The following is a 26,111-nucleotide window of genomic DNA, read 5'->3' as shown; positions in this document are numbered from 1 at the left end:
GAAGGCATCTGATGTCGCGTGACGCTAAACGTCAACTGAGCGGACTGATCACGGTCGTGGTGATCGCCGCGATCATCACCGGCTCCATCGTGATGTTCCGCGGTGGGGTCGCGCCCACCGCGTCGGTGACCGTCATCTCCCCGCGGGCGGGTCTGGTGATGAACCCCGACGCCAAGGTCAAACTGCACGGCGCGCAGGTTGGCAAGGTCGTCTCCATCGAGACGCTGCCGGACGGGCAGGCTGCTCTCCGATTGGCGATGAACCCTGCTGACCTGCAACTGATTCCGGCCAATACCGGTGTGGAGATCGCATCGAGCACCGTGTTCGGCGCCAAATTCGTCCAACTCGTCCCGCCGCCGAAGCCCTCGCAGAAATCGATGTACGCGGGCCAGGTCCTCGATGCGTCGCACACGACCGTCGAGATCAACACGGTGTTTGAACAGTTGGTTTCGGTGCTGGCGCAGATCCAACCGGAAAAGCTGAACGAGACACTCGGCGCGATGGCCCAGGCGATCGACGGCCGCGGCGACAAACTCGGTCAGACCATGGTCGACCTCGACGCCATGCTGGCCAAGATCTCCCCGAGCCTTTCGACGCTGAGCCACGAGATGGCCGTCGCGCCCCAGGTGTTCAACGCCTACGCCGATGCCGGACCGCATTTGATGGACACCGTTCGCAGTGCGACCCAACTCAGCGACACGCTCGTCGATCACCGAAATGATCTGGACGCGTTGCTCATCAGCGCGATCGGGCTGGCCGACGTCGGCAACGAAGTGGTCGCCACCAACAGTGCTGCGGTGACCGACGCCATGCGCCTGCTGGTGCCGACGACGAACCTGCTCAACCAATACAACCCGGCACTCAACTGTGCGCTCAAGGGTATGGAGCCGCTGGCTTTGGGGCCGCCGCAGCCTCTACCTGGCGTCATGCTCCTGGACTCGTTCCTGCTGGGCACCGAGCGATACCGCTTCCCGGGCAACCTGCCGAAGGTGGCTGCCAGCGGCGGTCCGCAGTGCATGGGCCTGCCCGAGGTCGGTTTCGAGAAGCGCCCGCCGTTCGTGGTGACCGATATCGATGCCAACCCTGCGCAGTACGGCAATCAGGGGATCCTGCTGAACTCCGACGCACTCAAGCAAGCGCTGTACGGCCCGCTCGACGGCCCGCCACGCAACACCACCCAGATAGGACAACCGGGATGATGCGCAGCCACGGGACCGCCCTCAAGTTCGGCGTGTTCGGAGTGACGATGCTGCTCCTGACCGGAGCGCTGTTCGCGATCATGGGCCAGTACCGCACCGGCTCGACCAACGGCTATTCGGCCGTGTTCACCGACGCATCCAGCCTGAAGGCCGGCGATTCGGTGCGCGTGGCCGGTATCCGTGTCGGCACGGTCAATGACGTTGAGCTGCAACCCGACAACACGGTGCTGGTGCACTTCGACTCGGACCGCGAAGTTGTCATGACGATGGCCACCAAGATCGCGGTGCGGTATCTGGACCTGGTCGGAAACCGCTACCTTGAGCTGCTGGAGGGGCCCGGCTCGACCAAGATCCAGCCGGCGGGATCGCAGATCCCGCTCGAGCGCACCGAGCCGGCGCTGGATCTCGACCTTCTCCTCGGCGGGCTCAAGCCGGTCATCCAGGGTCTCAACGCCCAGAACGTGAACGCCCTGACGAACTCGCTGATCCAGATCCTGCAGGGCCAGGGCGGCACCGTGGAATCACTGATGTCGCACACGACTTCGTTCACCCAGGCGCTCGCCGACAACGGACAGGCCGTGCAGCAACTGATCGACAACCTGAAAACCGCCGTGGGAACCGTTGCCAAGGACGGTGAGAAATTCTCGGGTGCCGTCGAGCAACTGCAACAACTCATCACCGGCCTGTCACAGGAACGCGATCCCATCGGGGAGGCCATCACCGCCCTCGACAACGGCACCGCATCGCTGACCGACCTGATGACGCAGGCCCGACCGCCCCTGTCGGGCACCGTGGATCAACTCACGCGCATGGCGCCGTTGCTCTCCAATGAGGACGACATGGCGCGGTTGGATCTGTCATTGCAGAACGCGCCCAAGAACTACCGCAAGCTGGTCCGGTTGGGCGCTTACGGCAGCTTCATCAACCAGTACGTGTGCGGCATGAATGTTCGGGTCACCGACCTGCAGGGGCGCACCGCGTACTTCCCGTGGATCATGCAGAACACCGGACGCTGTGGGGAGCCCTGATGCTGAAATACCGTGGATCGCACCTCATCCGGAGCGGACTAATCGGCATCGTGCTGATCGCGATGATCATCGCGGTCGGACTTCAGCCGCAAGCGTTGTGGTCGTGGGCCACGTCGGTGAAATATCAGGCACAGTTCGCCGAGGCAGGCGGACTCACCACCGGTAACGACGTCAAGATCTCCGGAGTAACCAAGGGCCTCGTCACCGATGTCAGCCTGAGCCACGGCAAGGCGCTGGTGACCTTCACCCTCGACAGCAAGGTCCGCCTCGGGTCCGACACCACCGCGCACATCCGGACCGGGACGATGCTCGGTGCCCGGATGCTCACCCTCGAACCGGCCGGCGCGGGCACAATGCATGCGTCGGACACGATCCCGATCACAAGGACGGCGTCGCCGTATTCGTTGACCAACGCCGTCGGCGACTTCACGAACAACACCGCCGGCACCGACACCGCCGCGCTCACACAGTCCCTGGATACGTTGTCGGACACCATCGATCGGATGGCGCCACAACTGGGGCCGACGTTCGAGGGTCTGTCCCGGTTGTCGGAGACGCTGAACAGTCGCAATGAGTCGTTGTCGAACCTGCTCAAGAGCGCTGCCGACGTGACCGGAATCCTGTCGAAGCGCAGCGAGCAGGTCAACACGCTGCTGCTGGACGCCAACGCGTTGACCGGGGTGCTCGACCAGCGCCGGTATGCCATCGTCAACCTGCTGGCCAATACCTCGGCGCTGTCCCAGCAGCTCTCCGGACTCGTCCACGACAACGAAGAAGAGCTCGCACCCACCCTCAAGCAGCTCAACTCGGTGACCGCGATGCTGGAGAAGAACCGCGACAACATCGCCGGCGCACTGGCTGGTCTGGCCAAATACCAAGTCACCCAGGGTGAATCGGTGAACAACGGCTTCTACTACAACGCCTTTGTCGCGAACCTCAATCCGGCGCAGACGATCCAGCCCTTCCTCGACTACGCATTCGGGTTCCGGCGCGGTACCAATGCCGGACAACCACCGGACAATGCCGGCCCCCGCGCCGAATTCCCCTGGCCCCACAACGGCATTCCTGGAGGAAGTCGATGATCGCCCGTAACCGGAAGCGGATCAGCCGCACCGTGCTGGTCCTGCTCGCAGTGCTGGCGGTGGCAGGCACCGTGCTGATCGTGCGGCAGACCGTCTTCAAGCCGACCACGATCACCGCGTACTTCACCTCCGCCACCGCGATCTACCCCGGTGACGAGGTCCGTGTCGCCGGCGTCAAGGTCGGCACCATCAAGAACATCGAACCGACCGGCGGGCAGGCGCGGATCACTCTCGCTGTCGATCACGACGTGAAGATCCCGGCCGATGCCAAGGCGATCCTCATGGCGCAGAACCTGGTTGCCGCGCGGTACGTCCAGCTGACCCCAGCCTATGAAGACGCCGGCCCGACAATGGCCGACGGTGCGCAGATCGGGGTTGAGCGCACCGCCGTCCCCGTCGAATGGGACCAGGTCAAGGACCAGCTGATGCGGTTGGCGTCTGATCTGGGACCGATCAACGGAGCGTCGGCCACCTCGCTCAGTCGCTTTGTCGACAGTGCCGCCGCGGCCATGAACGGCAACGGCGAGAAACTGCACGAGGCGATCAGCCAGTTGTCCGGTGTCGCAAAGATTCTGGGCCAGGGGAGCGGTGATGTCGTCGGCATCATCAAGAACCTGCAGGTCTTCGTGACGGCGCTGCGTGACAGCAACGCCCAGATCGTGGAGTTCCAGGGCCATCTCGCCAGCGTCACCAACGTCGTCGACGGGAGCCGCTCCGATCTGGACGGCGCACTGACGAACCTGGCGGATGCCGTCGGCAACGTTCGGCGATTCATCGCCGGGAGTCGCGACCAGACCGCTGAACAGCTGGCGAGGTTGAACAATGTCACCCAGAATCTGGTGGACAACAAGACCAAGCTCGAGAACGTTCTGCACGTTGCGCCCAACGCGATCGCCAACGGCTACAACATCTACAACCCCGACAGCGGCACCGCCGTCGGTGCATTCGCGTTGGCGAACTTCTCCGATCCGTTGTCGGTGGTGTGCTCGGCGATCGGGGCGGTGAAGAATGCCACCGCAGCAGAATCGTCCAAGCTGTGCGCCCAGTACCTCGGACCGGCCCTGTCGTTGCTCAATTTCAACCACATGCCGATGCCGTTCAACGCCTATCTGAAGAAGTCGCCCAGCCCGGAGAACCTGGCGTACACCGATCCGAACCTCGCACCCGGTGGGGCCGGCGGCCGTCCGCAGCCCTACGAAGATCTTCCGCCGGCCGTGTCGGCCTACACGGGTGCCGGCGACGTGGCGCCGCCGGCCGGATGGGGTGCGCCTCCGGGACCACCTGGTGCATACGCGCCCAACGGATTCCCCGCGAACACCTCGCCCGCGGCGTACCCCGGTTCGCCGATCCCCGCGGAAGCGCCGGTGCAAGCGCCGAAGACGTTGCAGGACATGTTGCTTCCTGCTGAAGCCGCACCGATCCCCGCACCGCCGGCCCCAGGAGGCACCCCATGATCGCTCGGCGGTCGCTGACCCGCCTGACCGCGGTAGCCGCCTGCTCGGTGGCGACGCTGACCGGCTGTGCGTTCCACGGTCTCAATTCACTGCCCCTGCCCGGCACCGTGGGGCGCGGGGCGGACGCGACGGTGTATCACGTCGAACTCGCGAATATCGGTACCCTGGAATCTAATTCGCCCGTGATGATCGGTGACGTCATCGTGGGCAGTGTCTCCCGCATGGTGGTGAAGGGCTGGCACGCCGACGTGGAGGTCTCGGTCAAGCCCGACGTCGTCGTACCGGCCAACGCGGTCGCCACCGTCGGGCAGACCAGCCTCCTGGGCTCCATGCACATCGCCCTCGATCCGCCGGTGGGACAGTCTTCGTCCGGGCGGCTGGCCCCGGGCGCCACTCTCGAGCTCAACCAGACTTCGACCTATCCGTCGACCGAACAGACCCTGTCGTCGCTGTCGGTGCTCGTCAACGGCGGAGGCCTGGGCAAGATTGGCGACCTGGTCACCGAATTCAACGCCGCGCTCAACGGTCGCGAGGACAAGATCCGCGATCTACTCACCCGACTCGACGACATCGTCGGCATGTTCGCCAATCAGCGAGACGACATCAACGCTTCGATCACGGCACTGAACCGGCTGGCAGGCACGCTGGCAGGACAGCAGGAGGTGATCACCACGGCGCTCCAGCGGATACCTCCGGCCCTGGACATCCTGGTCAAGGAGCGCCCCCGCATCACCACCGCGCTGGAGAAGTTCGGCAAGTTCAGCGACACCGCAACCAATCTCGTCCACGCGACGCGCGAGGACCTGCTGACCAACCTGCGCAACCTCGAGCCGACGGTAAAGGCACTGGCCGACGTCGGACCGAATCTGGGCACCGTGCTGGCGTATGCGCCGACCTATCCCTACCCGCAGAACTTCATCGACCGGGCGATCCGCGGGGACTACCTCAACCAGTTCATCACCTTCGACTTCACCATTCCGCGGCTGAAGCGGGGATTGTTCCTGGGCACCCGGTGGGGCCAGGAGGGACTTCCCCTGACCCCGGCGCCGGGCGACCCCTGGTTTGGCAACTACACGAAGGACCCGCTGGGCATGCCGCTGTCGCCGCAGCCACCGGCCGCAGTGGCCACGATGCCGCCGCTGATCGACCCGGCTCCCGGCGACGGCCAGTCCGCTCAAGCGGCTCCGGTCGCGCAGTCCGCCGAGTTGGCCCCCGCGGAATCAGCGCCTCCGGTGGCCGAGTCGCCCGTCGTTCCAACGTCTTCTGACCCTGTAGCGCCGAACGAAGGTGGCAACTGATGCTCACCCGTTTTGTCCGAATCCAGCTGGTCATCTTCGCGGTGGCCTCGGTGATCGGCATGGCCCTGATGGGCATCGTCTACCTGCAAGCCCCCACGCTGTTGGGCATCGGGCGCATGACGGTGACCCTGGAACTGCCCGGAACCGGTGGGCTCTACCAGTTCTCGAATGTCACCTATCGTGGCGTACAGATGGGGAAGGTCACCGAGGTGCGGCCTACCCGCGAGGGCGCGGTGGCCACACTGTCGCTCAATACCTCACCCAAGGTCCCGGCCGACCTGCACGCCGCCGTGCTGAGTGTGTCAGCAGTGGGCGAGCAGTACGTCGACCTGCAACCCCGCAACGACTCGGGGCCGTATCTGCACGACGGTTCGGTGATCCCGGCCTCCAACACGTCGATCCCTCAGGCCGTGGGGCCGATGCTCGATCAGGTCTCCTCACTCATGGGCAGCATTCCCAAGGACAAGATCAGCCCGCTGCTCGATGAAACCTTCAAGGGCTTCAACGGTTCTGGAAACGACATGGGGACGCTGCTGGACTCCTCGTCGCGACTGATCGCCGAGGCGAACGCCGCCTCCGACCAGTCCCGTGCGCTCATCGACGACGGCGCGCCTCTCCTCGACGGGCAGGCAGAATCGGTCGATGCGATCCGTACGTGGGCGCGCAGCATGGCCGGCATCACCAAGCAGGTCGCCGACGACGACCAGCACGTACGCACCCTGCTCAAAGATGGACCGGGTACCGCCGACGAAGCATCACGCCTGTTCAACCAGGTCAAACCCACCCTGCCACTGCTGCTCGCCAATCTGACCAGCCTCGGCCAGGTCGGGGTGACGTATCACCCTTCGCTGGAACAACTTCTGGTGCTGCTGCCTCCGTCCATAGCTTCCACGCAGGCATACGGTGCGCCGAAGAACAATCCAGTCGGAATGTCGTTGGGTGACTTCACTCTTACGATGGGCGACCCGCCGGCATGCACAGTCGGGTTCCTGCCGCCGTCGTCGTGGCGGTCCCCGGAGGACACCACCGACATCGACACTCCCGACGGGCTGTACTGCAAGCTCCCGCAGGACTCGGCGATCGGTGTCCGCGGAGCGCGCAACTACCCGTGCATGGGCAAGCCCGGAAAGCGTGCTCCAACAGTCGAAATCTGCAACAGTGACCAGCCCTACGAGCCATTGGCGATGCGCCAGCACGCCCTCGGCCCCTACCCGATTGACCCCAACCTGCTCGCCCAGGGGATCGCGCCGGACTCCCGCGTCGATCGGGACACCTTCATCCACGGCCCGATAGAGGGCACCCCGATGCCGCCGCCGGCCGCGCCGGCAGGTGAGGCGCCTCCCGCCGCGGCACCGCCGGCCGTAGAGGCACCCGCGGGCGCAGCACCGCCGAGCGACGGTGGGGCGCCGGCGATGGCCCCGAGTGCGTTCACCCCCAACGGATCCGGCGGACCTTCGGTTGCGGTCGCCACTTACGATCCGCGGACAGGTCGGTACGCCACTCCGGACGGAAAGGTCTACCGGCAGACCGACCTCGTGCCGCCCACCGGTGACAAGACGTGGGAAGACCTCTTCACCACCTGATCTGAAAACCCCCGCAATGGAATCCATTGCGGGGGTCGGGGGCCGGAACTGACCGGGCAGCTGAAAAGCCGTCCGGTCAGGCCGTTTTCACGAGCTTGAACGGCATCGTGATGAACACGACCTTGCTGGTGCCGCACGACCCGCTGACGCCGGTGGTCGAATCCTCACCCAGCAGTGTCGTCGACGCCGGATCGGTTGCGGTGGCGTCCTTGTTCGAGGGGAAGAAGCGGTACACCTGCAGACCCGGACCGGCGGTGCCGTCGCCACAGGGCTGCCAGTTGTCCACCGTCTTCTTGACGTACCAGACGCCGCTCTTCTTGTAGATGGGTGCGCTCCATCCCCAGTCGGTGTCGACCGTGCCGGTGCACTCGCTGGGGTAACTGCAGGTCGTGGAGATCGTCCAGGTGCCACGGATGCTGGCTTCGTCGTGGAAGATGTCGTTCGTCTTCGCCCATTCGCCGTTCGACGTGGCGACGTAGGTCCCGTTGAGGCCCCAACTCGGGGAGGCCGCGGCGACCGGGCTGCACAAACCGCCTACCGCAGCGGCGGTGAGCACCCCTGCCCCAATGACTGCCGTCGACACCCGCATGACCAAACTCCTCTGTACGCCGGCCACCGGTGGTTGCCGCGGCAGTGTTTACTGTGCAACTTCTGCAGCTTTCTGGCAGACAATGTCCCACCTAGTGGGCCATACGCTGGCAGCCGGATTCAGCCGTGCCACAGTGTCGTACGTGCGGATACCGGTAGCAGCCATGGCAGGGCTGCTTGTCGCGGCGACGATGATCGCCCCAGCCCCAGTGAGCGCAGAACCCGTTGGATGTAGCGAACCCTCGTGCGTACCCGGGATCACCGGTGGCGTCGTGCTCGGTGCTCCTTGTGGGGATACGGCGTACTACGTCTTCGGCACCACCTCGTGGGGCCGGTTGGTCTTCTGTGGGTCGCCGCGCCGTTACGAGCCGCGCTATTTCCGGTCACCGCCGCTGAAAGGCATTCGCGAGGAGAACACCTCATGCACTGGTTTCGAGAATTCCGTCGCCCAGGCGCCCGATGGGCTCTTCCTGAGTTGTGTGTCAAGTGACGGGGCGAGCAGGTGGCTTCGTGGCGACCTGTGACGCATCGGATCGTCGGGTGCTGAGGCGGCACACGTACACAGTGAGCGCATTGGTCGCCGTCACCTTCGGTTCGTGCCTCCCCATGGCGGCAGCGGCACATGCGGACGAGGGTCAGACGCCGCACCGCGTGACCTACACGGTGACCGCCGAGCAGCCGACGGACGTCGGCATCTATTACCGTGACGTCGACCCGCCGACGTGGGCGGACTACAGCCACAATCCGTACGAGTTCAGCCCCAAGGACGATCTCACGCTGGAACCGGGCAAGCCCTGGATCCGCGAGACCACGCTCGCCGACCCCATGAAATGGGCCATGGTCACCGTCACCACGGCCGGACTGGCGCCGCAAGAAGCCCGTACCCTGCGCTGCGAACTGGCCATCGACGGCATCGTCGTCAACCGTGCTGCGGGCACTAAAGGGGCGTTGTGCTCACTGCGGAACTGGTGACGCATGAGTTCGTCAGGCTCCGGTTTGTCCGCTGGGTGGGACAACGGCGCCGAAGCGGTCTGCTGCCGCACTACCGTGCGGCAGCAGTCACATCGGCCATGAGGCGACCGCAGTAACTGGTGCCATCCGCGACTGGCCGAGACCAACCGGAGGTGCACTATGCGGTTACTCAGCCGCTCCGACCAGGAAACTGAGACAGCTGTGCTCGACGAGGCTCCTGAGTCGCTGATCCAGGCCGACACTGACGCCGACACTGACGCCGACACTGACGCCGACACTGATGGCGACACTGATGGCGACACCGACGGCGACACCGACACCGACACCGACGCCGACATCGCCGACGGCGACAGCGCAAATCCCAGCACCGACACCGCGTCCGACGCCGAACCGGCCGTCTCGGACGAAAAGCGCAGATGGCGTCCGAAGCTCGCGACGGTGCTCGCAGGTGTTGCCCTCCTCGTCAGCGTCGCTCTGCTGGCCGCAAGCGGATACATGATCTGGTTCCATCTGCAGGTTGACCGTGAGCAGCAGCGTCGCGCGGAATTCTCGGCGGCGGCGTCGCAAGCCGCCGTCACCTTGATGTCGATCGACAGCGCCAAGGCGGAGGAGAACGTCAAGCAGATCGTCGACAACTCCACCGGGCAGTTCAAACAGGACATCGAATCGTCGGCCGACGACCTGGTGAGAGCCGCGCAGGATTCGAAGGCGACGACGAAGGCTACGGCAAAGGCCACGGCTGTTCAGTCGATGGAGGCGGACTCCGCAGTCGTCCTCGTCAGCACGGCAACCACGGTGAGCAACTCGGCCGGCGCCAATCAGCAGCCGCGCAACTGGCGGCTGAGCGTCACGATGGTCAAAGACGGAGGACAGATCAAGATGTCGAAGGTGGAGTTCGTCCCGTGAGTACCGGCACAGCAGAACCTGACGTCGAAACCCCTTCGGACACCGAATCAATCGCCGAGGAACCACAGGCCGCCGCAGTCGAGGCGAGCCCCGAGGGTCCTGAACGTCCGGAGCGCTGGACCCGTCGTATTGCGCGGCGGTGGCGACCGATCGCGGTCGTGTGCGTACTGCTCGCCTCGGCGGGTTCGGCGGCGGCGCTCTATTTCGGCGCGTATCGGGCCGAACAGCAAGCTGCCCAAGCGTCCACAGCGGTGATCGACGCGGCCACCGAAGGTTCGGTGGCGTTGTTGTCCTATGCGCCAAACAGTTTGGATCAGGACTTCGCCAGCGCGAAATCCAAACTGACCGGTGACTTCCTGGATTACTACAGCGAGTTCGCCGACAAGTTCGTCGCGCCGGCGGCCAAACAGAAGGACATCCAGGCCGCCGCTTCGGTGGTTCGCGCTGCTCCGGTCGACGTGCAATCCGACACCGCGGAGGTGCTGGTCTACTTGAACCAGGCGACAACCAGTCGCGACAATCCCGAACCGGCACAGGCCGCCAGCGCCGTGAAGGTCGGACTGACGAAAATCGATGGCAACTGGCTGATCTCGTCGTTCACCCCGATCTAGCGGCCGAACCGTTGATGCGGTCTGCGAGCTCCATCACTTGGTCACGCGCACTTGCCCACGGGCACAGTGCTGCGGTGGGCAGGGATTCACTGAACGGACCAGACGCGAAGTCGATGGCACCCGAACGTAATGCCTAGCTAGGGACCGCGTACTGCCTTGTCGCTGAGGGCATGGTCGTCGAGGAGGGTCCACCCGGGTGGAAGTCGCGGGTCGACTGGCTCTGGGGTGGAGGGCCCCGGGTCGAATGGCTGTGTGTCCCAGAGGTGTTCCACGTTGGGTGGGGTGAGCCGGTCGAAGTCGGCGAACCACTCCAGGTCCCACTGCAGGTCCCACTCGGGATTCGGCGTCAGGTCCGACTCCGGCGCCGGCTCCGGATCGTGCTGGGGGTCGCGCGCTAGTTCCCGCTCCGGTACCGGCTCCGGATCGTGCTGCAGTTCCTGCTCCGGTACTACCCACTCGCGCTTGAGTTCCCGGCCTGGTTCTAGGTCTGGGTCTGGTTCGTTGTCGGGTGGGGTGAGCAGGAGTTCGGGTCGGTGGTGGTAGTTGATGCGGTTCTGGCCGTGCTCCAGTGCTGGTGGCGGGTGCCATTCCACTTCACCGTGGGGATTGATGGTGGTGGTGTAGCCGCTGTCGGTGTCGACCAGACGATTATCCGGCCCACACGCCAACGCCATCTCATCGACATTGGTGTTGCCCCCATCAGCCCAATCCGCGACAGCGTGATGCACCTGGCAGCCATAAGCACCCACGGTGCAGCACGGTTTCGTACAACCCCCATCGCGGGCGATCAACATGACCCGCTGCGCCGGGCTGGCGATACGCCGGGCCCGGAAATAGTTCAACGCCGACCCGGTCGCCCGATCGAACACCGCCAGATGATGATTCGCGTGCGCCCCCATCCGGATGACGTCCCTGATCGGAAGTTTGGTGCCACCGCCGCTGACCCCGATCCCGGCGCGGGACTCCAGGTCTTGCAGGGTGGTGCGGATGATGATCGACACCGGTAACCCGTTGAGCTGACCCAGATCGCCGCTCATCAACGCGATCCGCCCGATCACCAGCAGCGCGTCGTGCTGACGTTGGGCCAGGCTGCGGTGATCGTTGCCGATCTGCGCCTGGGTCGGGGTGCCGAACACGCACGGTTGATCGTCGTCGGGATTGCACATGCCCGGCGCCGCGAACTTGGCGAACAGCACTTCCATCACCGCGGCCGCTTCCGGGTTCAGATTCACCGTCAGCGCCGTCATGCCATCACGCCCCTGCTTGGACATCGAGGCGCCGCGTTTGCGGGCGCGTTCGGTGTCGTCGGGTTCGGGTCCGTCCTGATCGAGCAGGAACAATCGCAGCTCCGCGGTCTCCTTGAGTTCCTTGGGGCCCACACCGACAGCGACCCGGACCAGGTCGGCTTCGAACTGCTCGCGGGTTGCCGGGTCGACGAAGCCGGGTAGCCGGTTGATGGCGTCGCGCAGCACCTTGACGTGATCGGCGGTGATCAGCCCGCCCGACTGGGCAGCGGTGACCACGGGCAGAACTGGGGGTAGCGGTTGGCCGGTCAGCGCGCGGCGTGGCCCCAACTCGGCGGCTTCACCCAGGCGGCGGCCTGCCTCAGGGGTGGACAACCGCCACCGGACCCGCAGCACCTCGTTCCACGACTTGGCGCCCATCTCCTGCGGCGTGGTGTCGGCTTGGAGCTGGGCGAGCATGCGATGCCACAGCGAGGGCACCTGACAGGTCAATGTCTCGTACTCGTCGAGCACCGCGATCAGGTCAGCCCGCGACAGGGAGGCGAAGTCACACGCGGCGAACGCGTCGTAGGCCGCCCGCAACCCGGCTACCGCTTCGACCGCACCCGCCCGCATGACTCGAACATACATTCGACCACCGACAAGAACGGCCGCTCTGAATCAGGGCGTATCGCGGTTGGGCAGCAGCGTCTCGTGTGCTGACGACGTTGCGGCGCGAAACAGCACCGCGATCAGGGCCAGTGCCCCGACTGCGACAATCGGGATGGTCCACAACCTGCGGGTCATCACGGCCGACCCGCACTTGTCCGCGTACTCCTGGCCGGCGGCAGTGGCCTGCACGAGGTGTGCGCCGTACCCGGAACCGCAGGGGATCTGCATACCGAACTGGTCGAAGTCGTCAAGGTAGACCGGCAGGCTCAGCAGGTACAGCCCGATGGCGAGCACCACTGCCCCGGCGATTCCGATATAGACGGCGCGAAAACTCACCGTTCCCCCCTCACGTCATGCATACGTCGGTGAACAACAACACCGGCCACGAGACGATCGCCCCCAGGAAGGACACCACCGCGTCGAGACCGCCCATCGATTGCAGATGGTCGGTGTGCGTACCGGACCAGACGGTACCGACCAACAGGTACGGCACACCCAGCACCACAGCTACGACGATCAGCTCGCCGAGTGCGACGCGGTAGGCCAGCAACCTCCGCAGCCTGGCAAACATGCGACCCCCATCTGGCCTCAACGCCATCTATGTTAACGCCGATTCTCTGCCGAACTACCATTTTGACCCCGCTGTTCGGTCCGTTAGTGTGACGGAATGGCGCGCATCTCGCCCCGGTCGATCGACAGTGGTGCCAGAGTTGTGCGACGCCGTCCCAAAGACCGAAAGGCCCAGATAGCGCGGGCCTCGGCGGAGTCTTTCAGCGCTCTCGGATATCACGGCGTGAGCATGGAGGCCATCGCGTCGCGGGTCGGGATCTCCGCGGCCGCGTTGTACCGGCACTATTCCAGCAAGTACGAATTGTTTCGCGACGCGGTGCTCAACCTCAGCCAGCAACTCGTCGACGGGACCGCGTTCGCCGATGAGGCCGACAGCGACCCGCGCGAGCGGTTGCGCCTCATCGTCGCCGCGCTCAGTGACACCGCTTTGGTTAATCGCGAATCCGGTGGGCTGTACCGCTGGGAGGCGCGTTATCTGCGCGGCGACGACCAGAGCACCCTCGACGCGCAGGTGCGGACCGTGCATCGGCGGATTCACCGGCCGCTCATGGAATTGCGGCCCGAACTGAGCTCGCGGGCCCGCTGGACGCTGTCGACTGCGGTGCTCGGCGTGATCGGCAGCGTCGTCGACCATCGGTCCAAACTGCCCGCCGGTCAGGTCCGCGCACTGCTCGCCGATATCTGCGACACCGTGCTGGCGGCCGAGTTGCCGGAGTTTTCCAGCACGACGGACCCCGTGGTGACGCCGCCACCCGTCGTGAGCGTGACGAAATACGAAGCGCTGCTGACTGAATCGATGCGGCTGTTCAATCAGAACGGCTATCGCGACACCACGATGGAGGACATCGCCGCCGCGGTGGGCATGCCCGCCTCGGGGATCTACCGGTACTTCTCCGGCAAGTCCGACATCCTGGCGGCCGGGTTCCGGCGCGCGGCCGACCGGTTGTCGGCCGACATGGCCGAGGTGCTCGGCGCGGCGACGGACCCGGAGCAGGCACTGGGCGCCCTCATCGACGACTACGTGGCCCGCTCCTTCGACCGCCCCGAACTCGACTACGTCTACTACACCGAACGCCTCAACATGACGCCTGCCGACCAGAAGATCCTGCGCGACCTGCAGCGGGCGGCGGTGGAATCGTGGGTGGAGGTGGTCATGCCGGTACGCCCGCGGTGGAGTGCGGGGCAGGCGCGCTTCGCCGTTCATGCGGCGATGGCGTTGGTGATCGACTTGGGCCGGCTCATGAACTACGAGAATTCGGAGCAGGCCCGAGCCGTCGTCGCGGTCATGGTCGATATGACGCTGCTGGGCCGTTACCGGTTACGGACGGCGTTGCCGGCCAGGTAGGCCACATAGCCGAGCGTGCCGACGGCGGCCAGCTTGCGGGTCTTGGGCAGCAGCAGGCCAAGGCCGATCGTGGTTTCGATACCGCCGTTGGTGTAGATGTGCTTATGCGTGTTCTCGGGGAACGCCGACTTGGTGATCGACTCGAACAGCTGCGGCTTCACAAAATGTGAGACACCGGCGCCGGCCACGCTGAGGCCGACGAGCTTGACCAGCTTGGAGTTCTTGCCCTCTGCCATGTGTGATCCTCTCTGATCAGGCAAATGTGTAGTCGCTCAACGGGAATTGTGAAGCTTCCGCGACGGCCCGGCGGGTCGTCATCGGCCTGAGCAGCGTTGCCTCGCCGCTCGGATTGAAATAGTACGACCGTGCCGATGCGCAGTTCCCGAGGGTGAACAGGGAATCGCCCAGCGCCTCGGTCATCCGGTCCAGATATCGGGAGTTGGCCGCTTCGGTGACCTCGAACGTCGTCGCCTTCCGGCGCTTGAGTTCGCCGAACAACCGGTCCATCAGGTGCATCTGATACTCCATGGTGTTGAAGAAGTTCAGACCCAGGAAGGCGTATGGACTGGCCAGGCTCAGGTAGTTCGGGAAGTACGGCATCGAGACGCCCTGGTAGGCCTGGAACCGGGTTTCCCGCCACCACTTTCCGAGGTTGCGGCCGTCACGTCCGATCACCTCGATGGCCGGGAAGTTGGCCTCCCACAGATCGAACCCCGTCGCCAGCACGAGGGTGTCGATGTCGGTCCGGGTGCCGTCTGAGTTGACGATGCCGTCGGCGTCGACGCGTTCGATGCCATCCGCCTGCAGGTGCACGTGCGGTTTGGTGAACGTGCGGTAGTACCCGTTGGAGAACGTCGGGCGCTTGCAACCGAAGTCGTAGTCCGGGGTCAGCTTGCGGCGCAGTTCGGGATCGCGGATCGAGACGAACCGGTGCAGCTTGGCCAAATCGGCCGCGGCGATGTTGAACCGCCGGAAGTACCGGTGCTTGAGCACAGCGGTGTCGACCATGAATGCGTAGATGGCGTCGGTGACCGCACGCACGGCCCGCTGAGTCAGCGGGATCCGGGCGAAGAGCGCCTTGACCCGCTCGGAGAACCGCAGGTCGATCTTGGGGACGACCCAGATCGGGGTGCGCTGGTAGACCGTCAGGTCCGCAGCCCTGCGGGCCAGTTCGGGGATGAGCTGCACCGCGGTGGCGCCGGTGCCGATGATCGCGATCCGGCGGCCGTCGGGCCGGTAGCCGTCGTCCCAGTCGGTGGTGTGGATGACCTTGCCGGTGAAGTCGGCGATGCCGGTGATGTCGGGGGTGTGCGGCTGGGACAGGAAGCCGGTGGCGGTGATCAGGAAACGTGCGCTCAGCGTTTCGCCACCGGCTACGGTGACCCGCCAGAGTGCGGCCTCGTCATCCCAGTGGGCACCCTCGACGGTCGTGTTGAACCGGATGTGGCGGCGCACGTCGTACTTGTCGGCGACATCGTCGGCGTACTGCTTGATCTCGGTGCCGGTGGAGAACAGCCTCGACCAGTTCGGATTCGGCTCGAAGAAGTACGAGTAGGTCGTGGTGGGCACGTCGACGGCCAGGCCGGGGTAGTGGTTGACGTACCAGGTGCCGCCCAGGTCGTCCTCGCGATCCAGGATCACGAAGTTCTCGATGCCCAGCCGTTTGAGCTGGATGGCGGCGCCGATGCCGGCGAATCCCGCGCCGACGATGACTGCCTCGTATCCCGGGCTCATGCTGCAGACAGTACCGCAGGTATCGGGTACTTTGTCGAGGGCTCAATTGCCCCGGGGTTCAGTCGTCGATACGCGTCGGCGGGTCGGCGAACGGGAGATCCCACGGAGCGATCTCGTGGCCAGGACCCATCACATCGCAGCGCTTGACCGGCACCAGGTGGGAGCTGAAGCCGCTGGGCACATAGCCCCAAGTTCCCATGCACCGCTGCCAGGTGCCGTCGGGTTGGACAGGCCCGTCGCACTTGCTGATCACCGGCCCGCCGTATTGGCAGCCCGCGGCGGCCGGTGGTGCCGAGGCGATCAACCCGCCGGCCATCAGTGCGACAGCTACGCCGCCGACGATGCTGAGCTTCATGGGGTTCTCCCGTCCTATTCGTGTGGGTGTCACCAGCGCTGCGGATCGCATTCCAGACTTGCCCGGTCCCAGCCGGCCAGATCGGCGGCGGCCGCATAGGTCGATTGCAGGAAATCCATCAGGGCACGGTCCGGATCGGCGGACGTCCGCACCGCTTCGTAGGGGAGTAGGAACTGCCTGAAGTCCGGGCTGTAGAACGCTGCGTCCGGGCCGACGGGATAGTCGGCGAAACCTTCCGGCTCGGGATAGGCGTAGGCGTAGAACGCACCCTCCTCGCCGCCACCCGGCCAGAAACCGCAACTGCTCAACTCGTGCGAATACCCCTCCACCATCACCCAATCCGCGCAGTTGGGTGCACCGCCGGGGTGCTCGGGAGCTGGGCGGCCGGAGAATCTGGTGCAGGCCATGTCGAACGAACCCCAGAAGAAGTGCGCGGGGCTCACCTTGCCGATGAAATACGCGCGGAAGTCGCTGATCACCCGGTGCGTCTGGACCAGCTGGCGCCAGAACAAGTTCGCGGCCTCGGGGTCGTAGGAGGCGTGCTGGTGATCGTCGGCAAACGGTATGGCGGGGTCAACCTCGTTGGGGCTCGCCGAGATTCGCGTTTCGATATCCAGTTGTTCGAGTGCGGCGAAGGTCTCGGCATAGAACTCGGCAACCGATTTCGGCGCCAATGCCACGGTGCGTATTGCACCGTCGCTGGTGCGGATCGCAAGCACGTGGTCGATGAAGTCGAACTCCATGTCGAACAACCGGTTTCGATACGGGATCGACCCCGTGGTCAGACCGCGCGGACTCACGTAGAAGGTCACCTGCCACCAGTGGTTGAGCAGTGGCGAATGCGTCAGGCGGATCTTCCCCACGATCTGCGTCCACATGTGCAGGGTGTCGCGGGTGGGCTCCCAATCCGATACCCGCAGTGCCGGCCAAGGGTTGCCCGGGCGAGCGTTCATGAGACAGGTGCCACCTTCCGCCGCTGACGACTCGTGGATCTCCAACCTCGGTGACGCCAGCCTAGCTGCGTGTCACCGAGGTTAGAGGTGGAACGACGGCACCGTGCCGGGATCAGAACAGCTTGGCGATCACCTCGCCGGCCTCGGCGTCCTCGATTGCGGGCGTGATGTCGAAGGTGAGGAACTCGCCCCACTCCGCCACCGACTCGAACATGGCCTTGGCGTCGTCGGTCTCCACGATGGCGAAACCCTGCCCGTTCATGCCCCACCAACGGTGAAGCATCGTCGCCCCTTCCGGAACCTGGCCGCCGGTCTGCTTGAACTTCTCGATCGCATCTCGGTAGTTCGCCTGCGACTGAGTCCAGTGCACGATGAACTTCATGGCGTACTCCTCCTGGTGATGCGGGCCGGGATCGGCTCGGCGGCGATGACGGTGAAGGGGGTCTCCACCGGGAAGTCGTCGCGCAGCGAGGTCACACCGACCTCGCGCACGATGGTCGCCAGCGCCAGGGTGGCCTCCAGCATGGCGAAGTGATCACCGACGCAGGACCGCGGGCCACCGCCGAAAGGCAGGTACTGCCAACGGTTTCGACCCGACGCACGCTCGGGAGTGAACCGGTCCGGGTCGAAGGTCAGCGGATCGTCCCACAGAGCCGGATCACGGTGCATGACGTAGAAATTGACCATCGCCATCGTGCCGGCCTCGGCGCGGTAGCCATCCACGGTCATCTCCTCGTTGAGCATCCGCGGCGTGCCGGCGCCGGGCGGACACAGCCGCAATGCCTCGTGCAGCACCCGCACGGTGTGTTCGAGGTGCGGTACATCCTCGGGCGTCAGCGTGCGCTCGCCCAGCGCCGCGACTTCGTCGTACACGCGGGCCTCGATGTCGGGATTACGGCCCAGCGCCCACAGCGAGTAACACAATGTGGTCGAGGTCGTGTCGTGCCCGGCGAGCATGAAAAGCACCAATTCATCGCAGATTTCGTCGTCGGTCAGCGCTCGGCCGGTATCCGGGTCACGGGCCTCGATGAGCGCGCGCACCAGCGGTGCGTCCCGATCGGGATCGGTGCGCACCCCGGCGAGGATCTCGGCGGCCAACCGATGCAGGCGGGCGTTGGCCGCCTTGGCCCTGCGTTGGCCGCCGGTGGGCACCCACTGCGGGAAGTTCACCGGCCGTACCGACCGATCGGAGATCCAGGACAACGCGGTACGCAGTGACGGGCCCACGTCATCGGCCCGCTCGTCGAGATCCAGTCCGAACACCGACCGGCCCAGCGCCCGCAGCGTGAGCGCCCGGCACGCGACGTCCAGATCGACGGTCTCACCGTTGCGCCAGCCGTCCACGATCGACTGCGCTGCGGCGGCCATGTGCCCCGCATACCGCGGGACGTTGCGCTTGGTGAACATCGGCTGCAGCGTTCGGCGGCGCGGCAGCCACCGCTCGTGCGGCAGGTTCAGCAGGTTGCCGCCCATCAGCCGGCGCAGTTCGACCATGTTGAGGGCGCTGCCGCGATCGGCGACCGAATCGCGGCGCCCCAGGACGTCGCGCGCTCCCTGCGGAGACGTGACCAACAAGACCGGGGGAATCAGCCACCGCGGGCCCAGCACCATCCGGCTGACGGGCCCTCCGGTGTCGCGGAGCCGTTGATGCCCGTCGATGAAGGACCGCATCGCCTTGATCGTTTGTCGGTAGGGCAGGGGATTGCGCGGGGCGAGCGGCAGGGTGGCTGCGGCAGTCCGCGTATCGATCTCGACCATGCATCGAGTGTCTGATCGCGCGGTCTCGGCGGCCTAGAGTAGTGCGTTACCCTATTTTGTCGGTGCGGGGATTTTTGCTGGTAGCGATGCACGTGACGGTGCGGTCCCCACGTTGCCAGGAGTCCGCGGTCGGGTACAGGACGAACAGCTGGATCCCGGATTCCGCGTTGGCGTCGGGGGCATACTCGTCGAGCGCCGGCGCACACTTGTCGGCGTACTTGACCACCGCGGCGTCGCCGGGGAAATCCCCGTCGGGCAGCGGCAGTACCGCGAACACTTCACCCTTGTGCGGCTGGTCGCAACTCACCGTCTTGACGTACAGCACGCGGCTGCTGTCGGGGATCTCGGTCAGGCAATCACCCGAGCGGACCTGGCTGGCTTCGGTGGCGCCGCGGTCCCGGGCGAGGTAGAACGCCGCGCCCGCCGCGACCGTGATCGCCGCCAGTACGACCACACCCAGCAGCACCCACTTGGGCGCCCAGGACTTCTTCGGTGGTGCCGAGAACTGGTCGGGGCCGGTGGAATACGGCTGCGGAGGCGGTGGCGGGTAGTTGTGGCCCTGCGGGCCGGTGGGGCCGGGCGGACCGGGAGAGAAGGTCATGGTTCGACGATATCGACTGCCCGTAGCGCCGCATCCACCGCAAGGGCGGGCACGTCCAGGCGCTTGGATCCGAGGTCGTGGCGGGCACCGTCGATGACCACCAGCTCGGTCGGTCCGCTCACCAATGCCGCAGCCGCCGTGAGTTCGTCGATCGTGCCGAACGGATCGGAGGTGCCGTGGGTGAACACAGTGGGCACCGTGATGCCGGGCAGATGCTCGGTGCGGGCGCGTTCCGGCTTGCCCGGCGGATGCAGCGGGTAGGAGAAGAGCGTAAGGACATCAATGGCCGCCCCCGGCTCGTTTCCTTCGCTGGCGACCATCGAGGTCATCCGCCCGCCGTAGGAATGCCCACCCGCGATCACGGGGCCGTCGGTGAGGCTGCGGGCCAGTGCGATCGCCTCGGCGATGCCTTCCTGGTCACCTGCTGCCGATCCCGACGGCGGTCCCTTGGGTCTGCGACGGCGGTAGGGCAGGTTGTAGCGGACGGCCAGCCAGCCGCGTGACGCCCATTCGTCGCAGATCTTGACCAGCATCGCCGAGTCTCGGTTACCGCCCGCGCCGTGGGTGAGCACCACGACGCCGGCCGGGGTGGTCTCGGGTTCGTGGGCGACGCCCGCGATCGCGTCGAGGTTCACGACTGCAACCGGAACAGGGCGTTCACCGGGCCGTGGCCGTGGCCCAGTGGATAGGCGGATCGGATGCACTCGGTTACCCAGGCCTTGCCGAACTCCACCGCTCGGGGAACCGAATAGCCGTGTGCCAGTGCGCAAGCCGTTGCCGCCGCGAGGGTGTCGCCGGCCCCGTGGTCGTTGCCGGTATCGATCCGCGGCGCGGCGAACTCATGGAATTCGGTGCCGTCGAACAGCAGGTCCGGGCTGTCCGGCGACGAACGCAGGTGCCCACCCTTGACCAGCGCCCACTGCGGCCCCAGCGCGTGCAGCGCGCGCGCCGCGTCCCGTTGCGAGGCCTCGTCGACGACCTCGATGTCGACCAGCAACCGGACCTCGTCGAGGTTCGGGGTGACCAGCGTGGCCAGCGGGAACAACTCGGTGCGCAGCGCGTCCAGGGCGCTGTGGTGCAGCAGCGGATCGCCGTGCATCGAGGCGCACACCGGATCGACGACCAGCGGGACAGGGGCCGAAGGCCCCCCGAGTCCCTCCATGCGCCAGGTCTCGGCGATCGTGGTGATGATCTCCGAGGAGGCCAACATGCCGGTCTTGGCGGCCTGGATCCCGATATCGGAGGTGACCGCCGAGATCTGACCCGCGACGACGTCGAGCGGGATCTCGTGAAAACCCTTGACGCCGACCGAATTCTGCACCGTAACCGCGGTGACCGCGACGCAGCCGTGCAGGCCGAGCATGGCGAAGGTTCGCATGTCCGCCTGGATTCCGGCGCCACCGCCGGAATCGGACCCGGCGATGGTCATCACCCGAAGCGGGGTGTCACCCGCGGGCACCAATGGCAAGAAGTTCACTTCGGCCTCACGTGGTCAAGGGTAGGTAAACACGGTTTCCGTGGTCGGCGAACTCCTGGGATTTCTCGGCCATTCCCCGCGCAATCTCGTCCGCGGACTCGGGTGCCGTGCCGTCCGGATAGGCGTCCCGGATGTCCTGCGAGATGCGCATCGAGCAGAACTTGGGGCCACACATCGAGCAGAAGTGCGCGGTCTTGGCCGGTTCGGCGGGCAGCGTCTCGTCGTGGAACTCGCGGGCGGTGTCGGGATCCAGTGACAACGCGAACTGATCGTGCCAACGGAACTCGAACCGCGCCTTGGAGAGTGCGTCGTCGCGCTGCTGTGCCCGGGGGTGCCCCTTGGCCAGATCGCCGGCGTGCGCGGCGATCTTGTAGGCGATCACGCCGTCCTTGACGTCCTTACGGTCCGGCAGACCCAGGTGTTCCTTGGGGGTGACGTAACACAGCATCGCGGTGCCGGCCTGGGCGATGATGGCCGCGCCGATCGCCGAAGTAATGTGGTCATACGCCGGGGCGATATCGGTGGCCAGCGGGCCGAGAGTGTAGAACGGCGCCTCCTCGCACCATTCCTCCTCCAGACGCACGTTCTCGACGATCTTGTGCATCGGGACATGGCCCGGTCCCTCGATCATCACCTGCACCCCATGGGATTTGGCGATCTTGGTGAGCTCACCCAGGGTGCGCAGCTCGGCGAACTGGGCCTCGTCGTTGGCGTCGGCGATGGACCCGGGCCGCAACCCGTCGCCCAGCGAGAACGTCACGTCGTAGCGGGCCAGGATCTCGCACAGTTCTTCGAAGTGGGTGTAGAGGAACGACTCGGTGTGATGCGCCAGGCACCACGCCGCCATGATCGACCCACCCCGGGACACGATGCCGGTGACCCGGTTGACCGTCAGCGGGATGTAAGCCAGCTTCACCCCGGCGTGCACCGTCATATAGTCGACACCCTGTTCACACTGCTCAATCACGGTGTCGCGGTACATCTCCCAGGTCAGCTTGGTGGGATCGCCGTTGACCTTCTCCAGTGCCTGGTAGATCGGGACGGTGCCGACCGGAACCGGGGAGTTGCGCAGGATCCACTCCCGGGTCAGGTGGATGTCCTTACCCGTGGACAGGTCCATGATGGTGTCGGCACCCCATCGGGTGGCCCACACCATCTTGTCGACCTCCTCGCCGATCGACGACGTGACGGCCGAATTGCCGATATTGGCATTGACTTTCACCCCGAATGCCTTGCCGATGATCATCGGCTCGCTCTCGGGGTGGTTGTGGTTGGCCGGGATGACCGCGCGGCCCCGGGCCACCTCGTCACGCACCAACTCGGGCGAAACACCTTCGCGCTCAGCGATGTACGCCATCTCGGCGGTGATCTCCCCGGCGCGGGCCCGCTGCAGCTGGGTGCCGCGATCTTTGTGTACCCCGGGCCGACCCGGCAGGCCGGTGTTCAGGTCGATCGCCGCACCGTCGTCGGTGTACGGGCCCGAGGTGTCGTACAGGTCCAGATGTTCCCCGTTGGTGAGGTTCACCCGGCGAAACGGCACGCGCAGGGCCGTGTCGTCATGGTTGATCTCGCGATAGACCTTGGTGCTTCCGGTGATGGGCCCGGTGGTCACGGATGGGTCAACAAGAGCACTACTCATTTCATCTCCCTACGCCGGCATTACCCGGTCAGGTTCGTACGGTCGACGGGCGTACCCGTCCTCTCAGTGCGCTCGTGCGCACTCCCGCGTGTGGTTTGCAGGCCCCAACCTAGCGCAGAGCCGGGGGTCGGGGGAACCGGATGTCGCCGCTTTCTACGCCTGGGATGTGTTGAGCGAGGTGGCACGACCCTGACGTGGAAACCGGCGGCGCCGTCGCAGCGAAACCGCTCATTCGAGTTGCCTCGGCTTGATTTGCATAGCTAATATATGTGTTTTGCACGTTTTGGGCCGCTACGGCCCTGGATATGGCCCTTGAAGCGATATGAGATGCGAACACCAAATGACGACTGACGCAGAAGTGACGAACCCGCCGGGAGGCGTCGACGCCGCCGAGGCCGAGACCGCCGACCGCCGCAAACGGATGGACCACGACCACCCGTTCTACAAGTGGGTGGTGCTGTCCAACACCACGCTGGGCATCCTGCTGGCCTCCATCAATGCCTCGATCGTGTTGATCTCGCTGCCGGCGATCTTCCGAGGCATCGGGCTGAACCCGCTGGCCCCCGGCAACGTCAGCTACCTGCTGTGGATGCTGATGGGCTACCTGGTGGTGACCGCGGTGCTCGTCGTGCCGTTCGGACGTCTCGGCGACATGTACGGCCGGGTCCGCATCTACAACCTCGGCTTCGTGGTCTTCACCCTGGCCGCGATCGCGCTGTCCTTCGACCCGTTCCAACTCGGTGGCGGCGCGGTCTGGCTGATCGGCTGGCGCGTGATCCAGGGCGTCGGCGGCGCCATGCTGATGGCCTCGTCGTCGGCGATCCTCACCGACGCCTTCCCCGCCAACCAGCGCGGGATGGCGCTGGGCACGAACATGGTGGCCGCCGTTGCCGGCTCATTCCTCGGATTGCTGATCGGCGGCTTCCTGTCCGAGTGGCACTGGAAGGCCATCTTCTGGGTGGGCGTGCCGATCGGCATCATCGGCACCATCTGGAGCTATCGCTCACTCAAGGAACTCGGTGTCCGCACCGCCGGACGGCTCGACTGGGCCGGCACGCTGACCTTCGGGCTGGGACTGACGGTGCTGCTGATCGGCATCACCTACGGCATCCAGCCCTATGGAGACTCGACCACCGGCTGGACCAGCCCGTGGGTTCTGGGCTCCATCGCCGTCGGCCTGCTGCTACTGGTGGCGTTCTGCGTCGTCGAGTTGAAGGTGTCGTCGCCGATGGTCGACATCCGATTGTTCAAATCGGCCGCGTTCGGGATGGGCAACCTGGCCGGGCTGATGTCCTCGGTGGGCCGCGGCGGGCTGCAGTTCATGCTCATCATCTGGTTGCAGGGCATCTGGCTGCCGCTGCACGGCTACAGCTTCGAGTCCACCCCGCTGTGGGCCGGCATCTACCTGTTGCCGGTCACCATCGGATTCCTGGTCGCCGCGCCGATCGCCGGATCGCTCTCCGATCGCATCGGCGCGCGGCCGCTGACCGTGGGCGGCATGCTGCTGATGGCGGCCACCTTCGTGGCGCTCCTGCTCATCCCGGTCAACTTCGATTACTGGGTGTTCGCAATCCTGGTGTTCCTCAACGGCCTGGGCGGCGGCATCTTCACCGCCCCCAACACCGCGGCCATCATGTCGAGCGTGCCGGCCGGTCAACGTGGGGCGGCCTCCGGCGTGCGGTCCACCTTCTTCAACGCCGGCAACTCGCTGTCGATCGGCATCTTCTTCTCGCTGATGATCGTCGGGCTGGCCAACACGTTGCCCGCGGCGTTGACCACCGGCCTGACGCAGCAAGGTGTTTCGGCCTCGGTGGCCCACGACGTGGCGAACCTGCCCCCGGTCGGCAGCCTGTTCGCGGCCTTCCTGGGCTACAACCCGATGGCGGAGTTGCTCGCACCCTACGACGCGCTGCACCAGCCGGGTGTGAACGCGGACGTGATCACCGGACAGACGTTCTTCCCCCAGCTGATCACCGAGCCGTTCCATTCCGGTCTGACGGTGGTGTTCGCCGCCGCAGCGGTAATGATGGTGATCGGCGCGGTGGCGTCGATGTTCAGCGCGGGCCGCTATGGGACGGAGCAGGGAGCCGACAACGAGGCCTGAGTGGCGGGAGCCGACAACGAGGCCCTGAGCGGTCCGGTCGGCAAACCTTTTTTGCGCGCCCGTCATGAAATACTCGCCGCCATGGTCGTGCACACATTGGCCGCCGCCGGTAGCGCCGCGTATTCCGCGGGCGCTGTCCTTGGCACGCTGCTGATCCCCGGTTTGGGGCTGTTGCTGCTCATCCTCGGTCTGGTTCGGCGTTCGTCGTCCCGGTCGAAGCCGAGCGGCCAGCCGGGGTACCCGCCGGGCGCCTACCCGCAACCCGGGTACCCGCAGGGCTATCCGCAGCCGGGTTACCCACAGCAGGGCTACCCACAGCCGGGTTACCCGCAACAGCCCGGCTTCCCGCAGCCGGGATATCCGCAACAGCCCGGCTACCCACCGGCCTACGGCGCGCCACCCAAGAAGTCCGGTACGGCAATGATCGTGATCGGTGTGATTCTGCTGGTGCTCGGTCTGTTGGGAATCGCTGGGCGGATGGCGTCACGCGCGTCGGAGTCGAGCTCGAGCTCAGGTTCCAGGTCCTCGGGGTCGGGTGGTCTGACGGTGGGAGATTGCATCACCGGCGATCAGTACGACAAGGCGGACATGAACCCCACGCCGGTCAGCTGCAGCGACGCGGAGGCCGTCTACGAGTTGGCTTCCAAAGGGGGCGGATCCGCGACCTGCCCGGACGGCGAACGCGACGACTCGAACTATGCGGTGCTCACCACCGAGTCCCTGACCTACTGCTTCATCCTGGATGTCGCGGAGGGCGAGTGCTTCGACATCGACGAAGCGAGCAAGCGCGTCACCCCGGTGGAATGCTCCGACCCGAACGCTGTCACGAAGATCGTCAAGCGGGTCGACGGATCAACGGACACCTCCGTGTGTGATTCCGGTGCGAAGGTGGCGGCCTTCCCCGAGCCGGCGCGGGTCTACTGCGTGGAGGCACCGTCGTAGCGGACCTACACTCGGGC

The 26,111-nt window shown here is 65.6% G+C and carries 27 protein-coding genes and 1 riboswitch; of the genes, 13 read left to right on the top strand and 14 right to left on the bottom strand.

What is annotated here, in order from left to right; translation table 11 throughout:
* Positions 1 to 11 precede the first annotated feature (11 nt).
* The 6 genes from AB0I14_RS01010 to AB0I14_RS00985 are packed head-to-tail and all read left to right on the top strand — an operon-like array spanning position 12 to position 7,644.
* Positions 12 to 1,199, top strand: coding sequence for an MCE family protein (locus AB0I14_RS01010; RefSeq protein WP_358014573.1), 1,188 nt, complete (start codon positions 12 to 14; stop codon positions 1,197 to 1,199).
* Entirely contained in the window at positions 1,196 to 2,227 is a 1,032-nt protein-coding gene (locus AB0I14_RS01005) for an MCE family protein (RefSeq protein WP_358014571.1), read from the top strand. Before AB0I14_RS01010 ends, AB0I14_RS01005 begins: the two co-directional genes overlap by 4 nt.
* On the top strand, positions 2,227 to 3,309 hold the full coding sequence (locus tag AB0I14_RS01000) for an MCE family protein (RefSeq protein WP_358014569.1): 1,083 nt from the start codon (positions 2,227 to 2,229) through the stop codon (positions 3,307 to 3,309). Before AB0I14_RS01005 ends, AB0I14_RS01000 begins: the two co-directional genes overlap by 1 nt.
* On the top strand, positions 3,306 to 4,763 hold the full coding sequence (locus AB0I14_RS00995) for an MCE family protein (RefSeq protein ID WP_358014566.1): 1,458 nt from the start codon (positions 3,306 to 3,308) through the stop codon (positions 4,761 to 4,763). Before AB0I14_RS01000 ends, AB0I14_RS00995 begins: the two co-directional genes overlap by 4 nt.
* Entirely contained in the window at positions 4,760 to 6,061 is a 1,302-nt protein-coding gene (locus tag AB0I14_RS00990) for an MCE family protein (protein WP_358014564.1), read from the top strand. The genes AB0I14_RS00995 and AB0I14_RS00990 overlap by 4 nt, the downstream gene beginning before the upstream one ends.
* Complete coding sequence (locus AB0I14_RS00985; protein ID WP_358014561.1) at positions 6,061 to 7,644, top strand: MlaD family protein; 1,584 nt, start codon at positions 6,061 to 6,063, stop codon at positions 7,642 to 7,644. The genes AB0I14_RS00990 and AB0I14_RS00985 overlap by 1 nt, the downstream gene beginning before the upstream one ends.
* A gap of 76 nt (positions 7,645 to 7,720) precedes the next feature.
* Here the strand turns inward: AB0I14_RS00985 and AB0I14_RS00980 are convergent, their stop codons facing one another.
* Complete coding sequence (locus AB0I14_RS00980; protein ID WP_358014558.1) at positions 7,721 to 8,233, bottom strand: hypothetical protein; 513 nt, start codon at positions 8,231 to 8,233, stop codon at positions 7,721 to 7,723.
* Positions 8,234 to 8,423: 190 nt separating this feature from the next.
* On the opposite strand from AB0I14_RS00980, the gene AB0I14_RS00975 reads away from it, so the two are divergent.
* From AB0I14_RS00975 to AB0I14_RS00960, 4 genes are all read left to right on the top strand, one after another.
* Positions 8,424 to 8,756 carry a hypothetical protein gene (locus AB0I14_RS00975; RefSeq protein ID WP_358016668.1) on the top strand — a complete coding sequence of 111 codons (333 nt, stop codon included), beginning with the start codon at positions 8,424 to 8,426 and terminating at the stop codon, positions 8,754 to 8,756.
* A gap of 82 nt (positions 8,757 to 8,838) precedes the next feature.
* Positions 8,839 to 9,204, top strand: coding sequence for a hypothetical protein (locus tag AB0I14_RS00970; RefSeq protein ID WP_358016665.1), 366 nt, complete (start codon positions 8,839 to 8,841; stop codon positions 9,202 to 9,204).
* 159 nt (positions 9,205 to 9,363) lie between these two features.
* Positions 9,364 to 10,110, top strand: coding sequence for a hypothetical protein (locus AB0I14_RS00965; protein WP_358014555.1), 747 nt, complete (start codon positions 9,364 to 9,366; stop codon positions 10,108 to 10,110).
* The gene (locus AB0I14_RS00960; protein WP_358014553.1) at positions 10,107 to 10,721 is read left to right on the top strand and encodes a twin-arginine translocation pathway signal; all 615 of its coding nucleotides are present in this window, start codon (positions 10,107 to 10,109) and stop codon (positions 10,719 to 10,721) included. The genes AB0I14_RS00965 and AB0I14_RS00960 overlap by 4 nt, the downstream gene beginning before the upstream one ends.
* A 137-nt stretch (positions 10,722 to 10,858) precedes the next feature.
* Here the strand turns inward: AB0I14_RS00960 and AB0I14_RS00955 are convergent, their stop codons facing one another.
* From AB0I14_RS00955 to AB0I14_RS00945, 3 genes are read right to left on the bottom strand one after another with little or no spacing between them, the layout of a single operon-like run.
* Positions 10,859 to 12,595, bottom strand: a complete 1,737-nt coding sequence (locus AB0I14_RS00955) for a DUF222 domain-containing protein (RefSeq protein ID WP_358014550.1) — start codon at positions 12,593 to 12,595, stop codon at positions 10,859 to 10,861.
* Positions 12,596 to 12,625: 30 nt separating this feature from the next.
* Positions 12,626 to 12,952, bottom strand: coding sequence for a hypothetical protein (locus AB0I14_RS00950; protein ID WP_358014547.1), 327 nt, complete (start codon positions 12,950 to 12,952; stop codon positions 12,626 to 12,628).
* Between the two features lie 10 nt (positions 12,953 to 12,962).
* On the bottom strand, positions 12,963 to 13,187 hold the full coding sequence (locus tag AB0I14_RS00945; protein WP_358014544.1) for a hypothetical protein: 225 nt from the start codon (positions 13,185 to 13,187) through the stop codon (positions 12,963 to 12,965).
* A 96-nt stretch (positions 13,188 to 13,283) separates the two neighbouring features.
* On the opposite strand from AB0I14_RS00945, the gene AB0I14_RS00940 reads away from it, so the two are divergent.
* The gene (locus AB0I14_RS00940; RefSeq protein WP_358014541.1) at positions 13,284 to 14,531 is read left to right on the top strand and encodes a helix-turn-helix domain-containing protein; all 1,248 of its coding nucleotides are present in this window, start codon (positions 13,284 to 13,286) and stop codon (positions 14,529 to 14,531) included.
* Here the strand turns inward: AB0I14_RS00940 and AB0I14_RS00935 are convergent.
* The 10 genes from AB0I14_RS00935 to thiC form a co-directional block, all read right to left on the bottom strand.
* The gene (locus tag AB0I14_RS00935; protein ID WP_358014538.1) at positions 14,498 to 14,767 is read right to left on the bottom strand and encodes a hypothetical protein; all 270 of its coding nucleotides are present in this window, start codon (positions 14,765 to 14,767) and stop codon (positions 14,498 to 14,500) included. The genes AB0I14_RS00940 and AB0I14_RS00935 overlap by 34 nt on opposite strands.
* Before the next feature lie 16 nt (positions 14,768 to 14,783).
* Positions 14,784 to 16,265, bottom strand: coding sequence for an NAD(P)/FAD-dependent oxidoreductase (locus AB0I14_RS00930; RefSeq protein WP_358014536.1), 1,482 nt, complete (start codon positions 16,263 to 16,265; stop codon positions 14,784 to 14,786).
* Positions 16,266 to 16,323: 58 nt separating this feature from the next.
* Positions 16,324 to 16,620 (bottom strand): hypothetical protein, encoded by a 297-nt coding sequence (locus AB0I14_RS00925; protein ID WP_358014534.1) that lies wholly within the window; start codon positions 16,618 to 16,620, stop codon positions 16,324 to 16,326.
* A gap of 29 nt (positions 16,621 to 16,649) precedes the next feature.
* Complete coding sequence (locus AB0I14_RS00920; protein ID WP_358014531.1) at positions 16,650 to 17,573, bottom strand: DUF5996 family protein; 924 nt, start codon at positions 17,571 to 17,573, stop codon at positions 16,650 to 16,652.
* Positions 17,574 to 17,685: 112 nt separating this feature from the next.
* Positions 17,686 to 17,955 carry a DUF3303 family protein gene (locus tag AB0I14_RS00915; RefSeq protein WP_358014528.1) on the bottom strand — a complete coding sequence of 90 codons (270 nt, stop codon included), beginning with the start codon at positions 17,953 to 17,955 and terminating at the stop codon, positions 17,686 to 17,688.
* Complete coding sequence (locus AB0I14_RS00910) at positions 17,952 to 19,331, bottom strand: cytochrome P450 (protein WP_358014525.1); 1,380 nt, start codon at positions 19,329 to 19,331, stop codon at positions 17,952 to 17,954. The genes AB0I14_RS00915 and AB0I14_RS00910 overlap by 4 nt, the downstream gene beginning before the upstream one ends.
* A 46-nt stretch (positions 19,332 to 19,377) precedes the next feature.
* Positions 19,378 to 19,932, bottom strand: a complete 555-nt coding sequence (locus AB0I14_RS00905; protein WP_358014522.1) for a septum formation family protein — start codon at positions 19,930 to 19,932, stop codon at positions 19,378 to 19,380.
* Positions 19,929 to 20,567 carry an alpha/beta family hydrolase gene (locus AB0I14_RS00900; protein ID WP_358014519.1) on the bottom strand — a complete coding sequence of 213 codons (639 nt, stop codon included), beginning with the start codon at positions 20,565 to 20,567 and terminating at the stop codon, positions 19,929 to 19,931. The genes AB0I14_RS00905 and AB0I14_RS00900 overlap by 4 nt, the downstream gene beginning before the upstream one ends.
* The gene (gene thiD / locus AB0I14_RS00895; protein WP_358014516.1) at positions 20,564 to 21,409 is read right to left on the bottom strand and encodes a bifunctional hydroxymethylpyrimidine kinase/phosphomethylpyrimidine kinase; all 846 of its coding nucleotides are present in this window, start codon (positions 21,407 to 21,409) and stop codon (positions 20,564 to 20,566) included. The genes AB0I14_RS00900 and thiD overlap by 4 nt, the downstream gene beginning before the upstream one ends.
* Before the next feature lie 7 nt (positions 21,410 to 21,416).
* Entirely contained in the window at positions 21,417 to 23,048 is a 1,632-nt protein-coding gene (gene thiC, locus AB0I14_RS00890; RefSeq protein WP_358014513.1) for a phosphomethylpyrimidine synthase ThiC, read from the bottom strand.
* A riboswitch (TPP riboswitch) is annotated at positions 23,037 to 23,146 on the bottom strand. Its footprint overlaps the gene before it by 12 nt.
* Positions 23,147 to 23,388: 242 nt before the next feature.
* Between thiC and AB0I14_RS00885 the strand changes: the two genes are divergently transcribed.
* Both AB0I14_RS00885 and AB0I14_RS00880 read left to right on the top strand, forming a co-directional pair.
* The gene (locus tag AB0I14_RS00885; protein WP_358014510.1) at positions 23,389 to 25,152 is read left to right on the top strand and encodes an MFS transporter; all 1,764 of its coding nucleotides are present in this window, start codon (positions 23,389 to 23,391) and stop codon (positions 25,150 to 25,152) included.
* Positions 25,153 to 26,094, top strand: coding sequence for a hypothetical protein (locus AB0I14_RS00880; RefSeq protein ID WP_358014507.1), 942 nt, complete (start codon positions 25,153 to 25,155; stop codon positions 26,092 to 26,094).
* The last annotated feature ends 17 nt before the right edge of the window (positions 26,095 to 26,111 follow it).

The organism is Mycobacterium sp. NPDC050441, assembly GCF_040655355.1.
GTDB lineage: Bacteria > Actinomycetota > Actinomycetes > Mycobacteriales > Mycobacteriaceae > Mycobacterium.
This window is presented reverse-complemented; position numbering and strand designations above follow the sequence as displayed.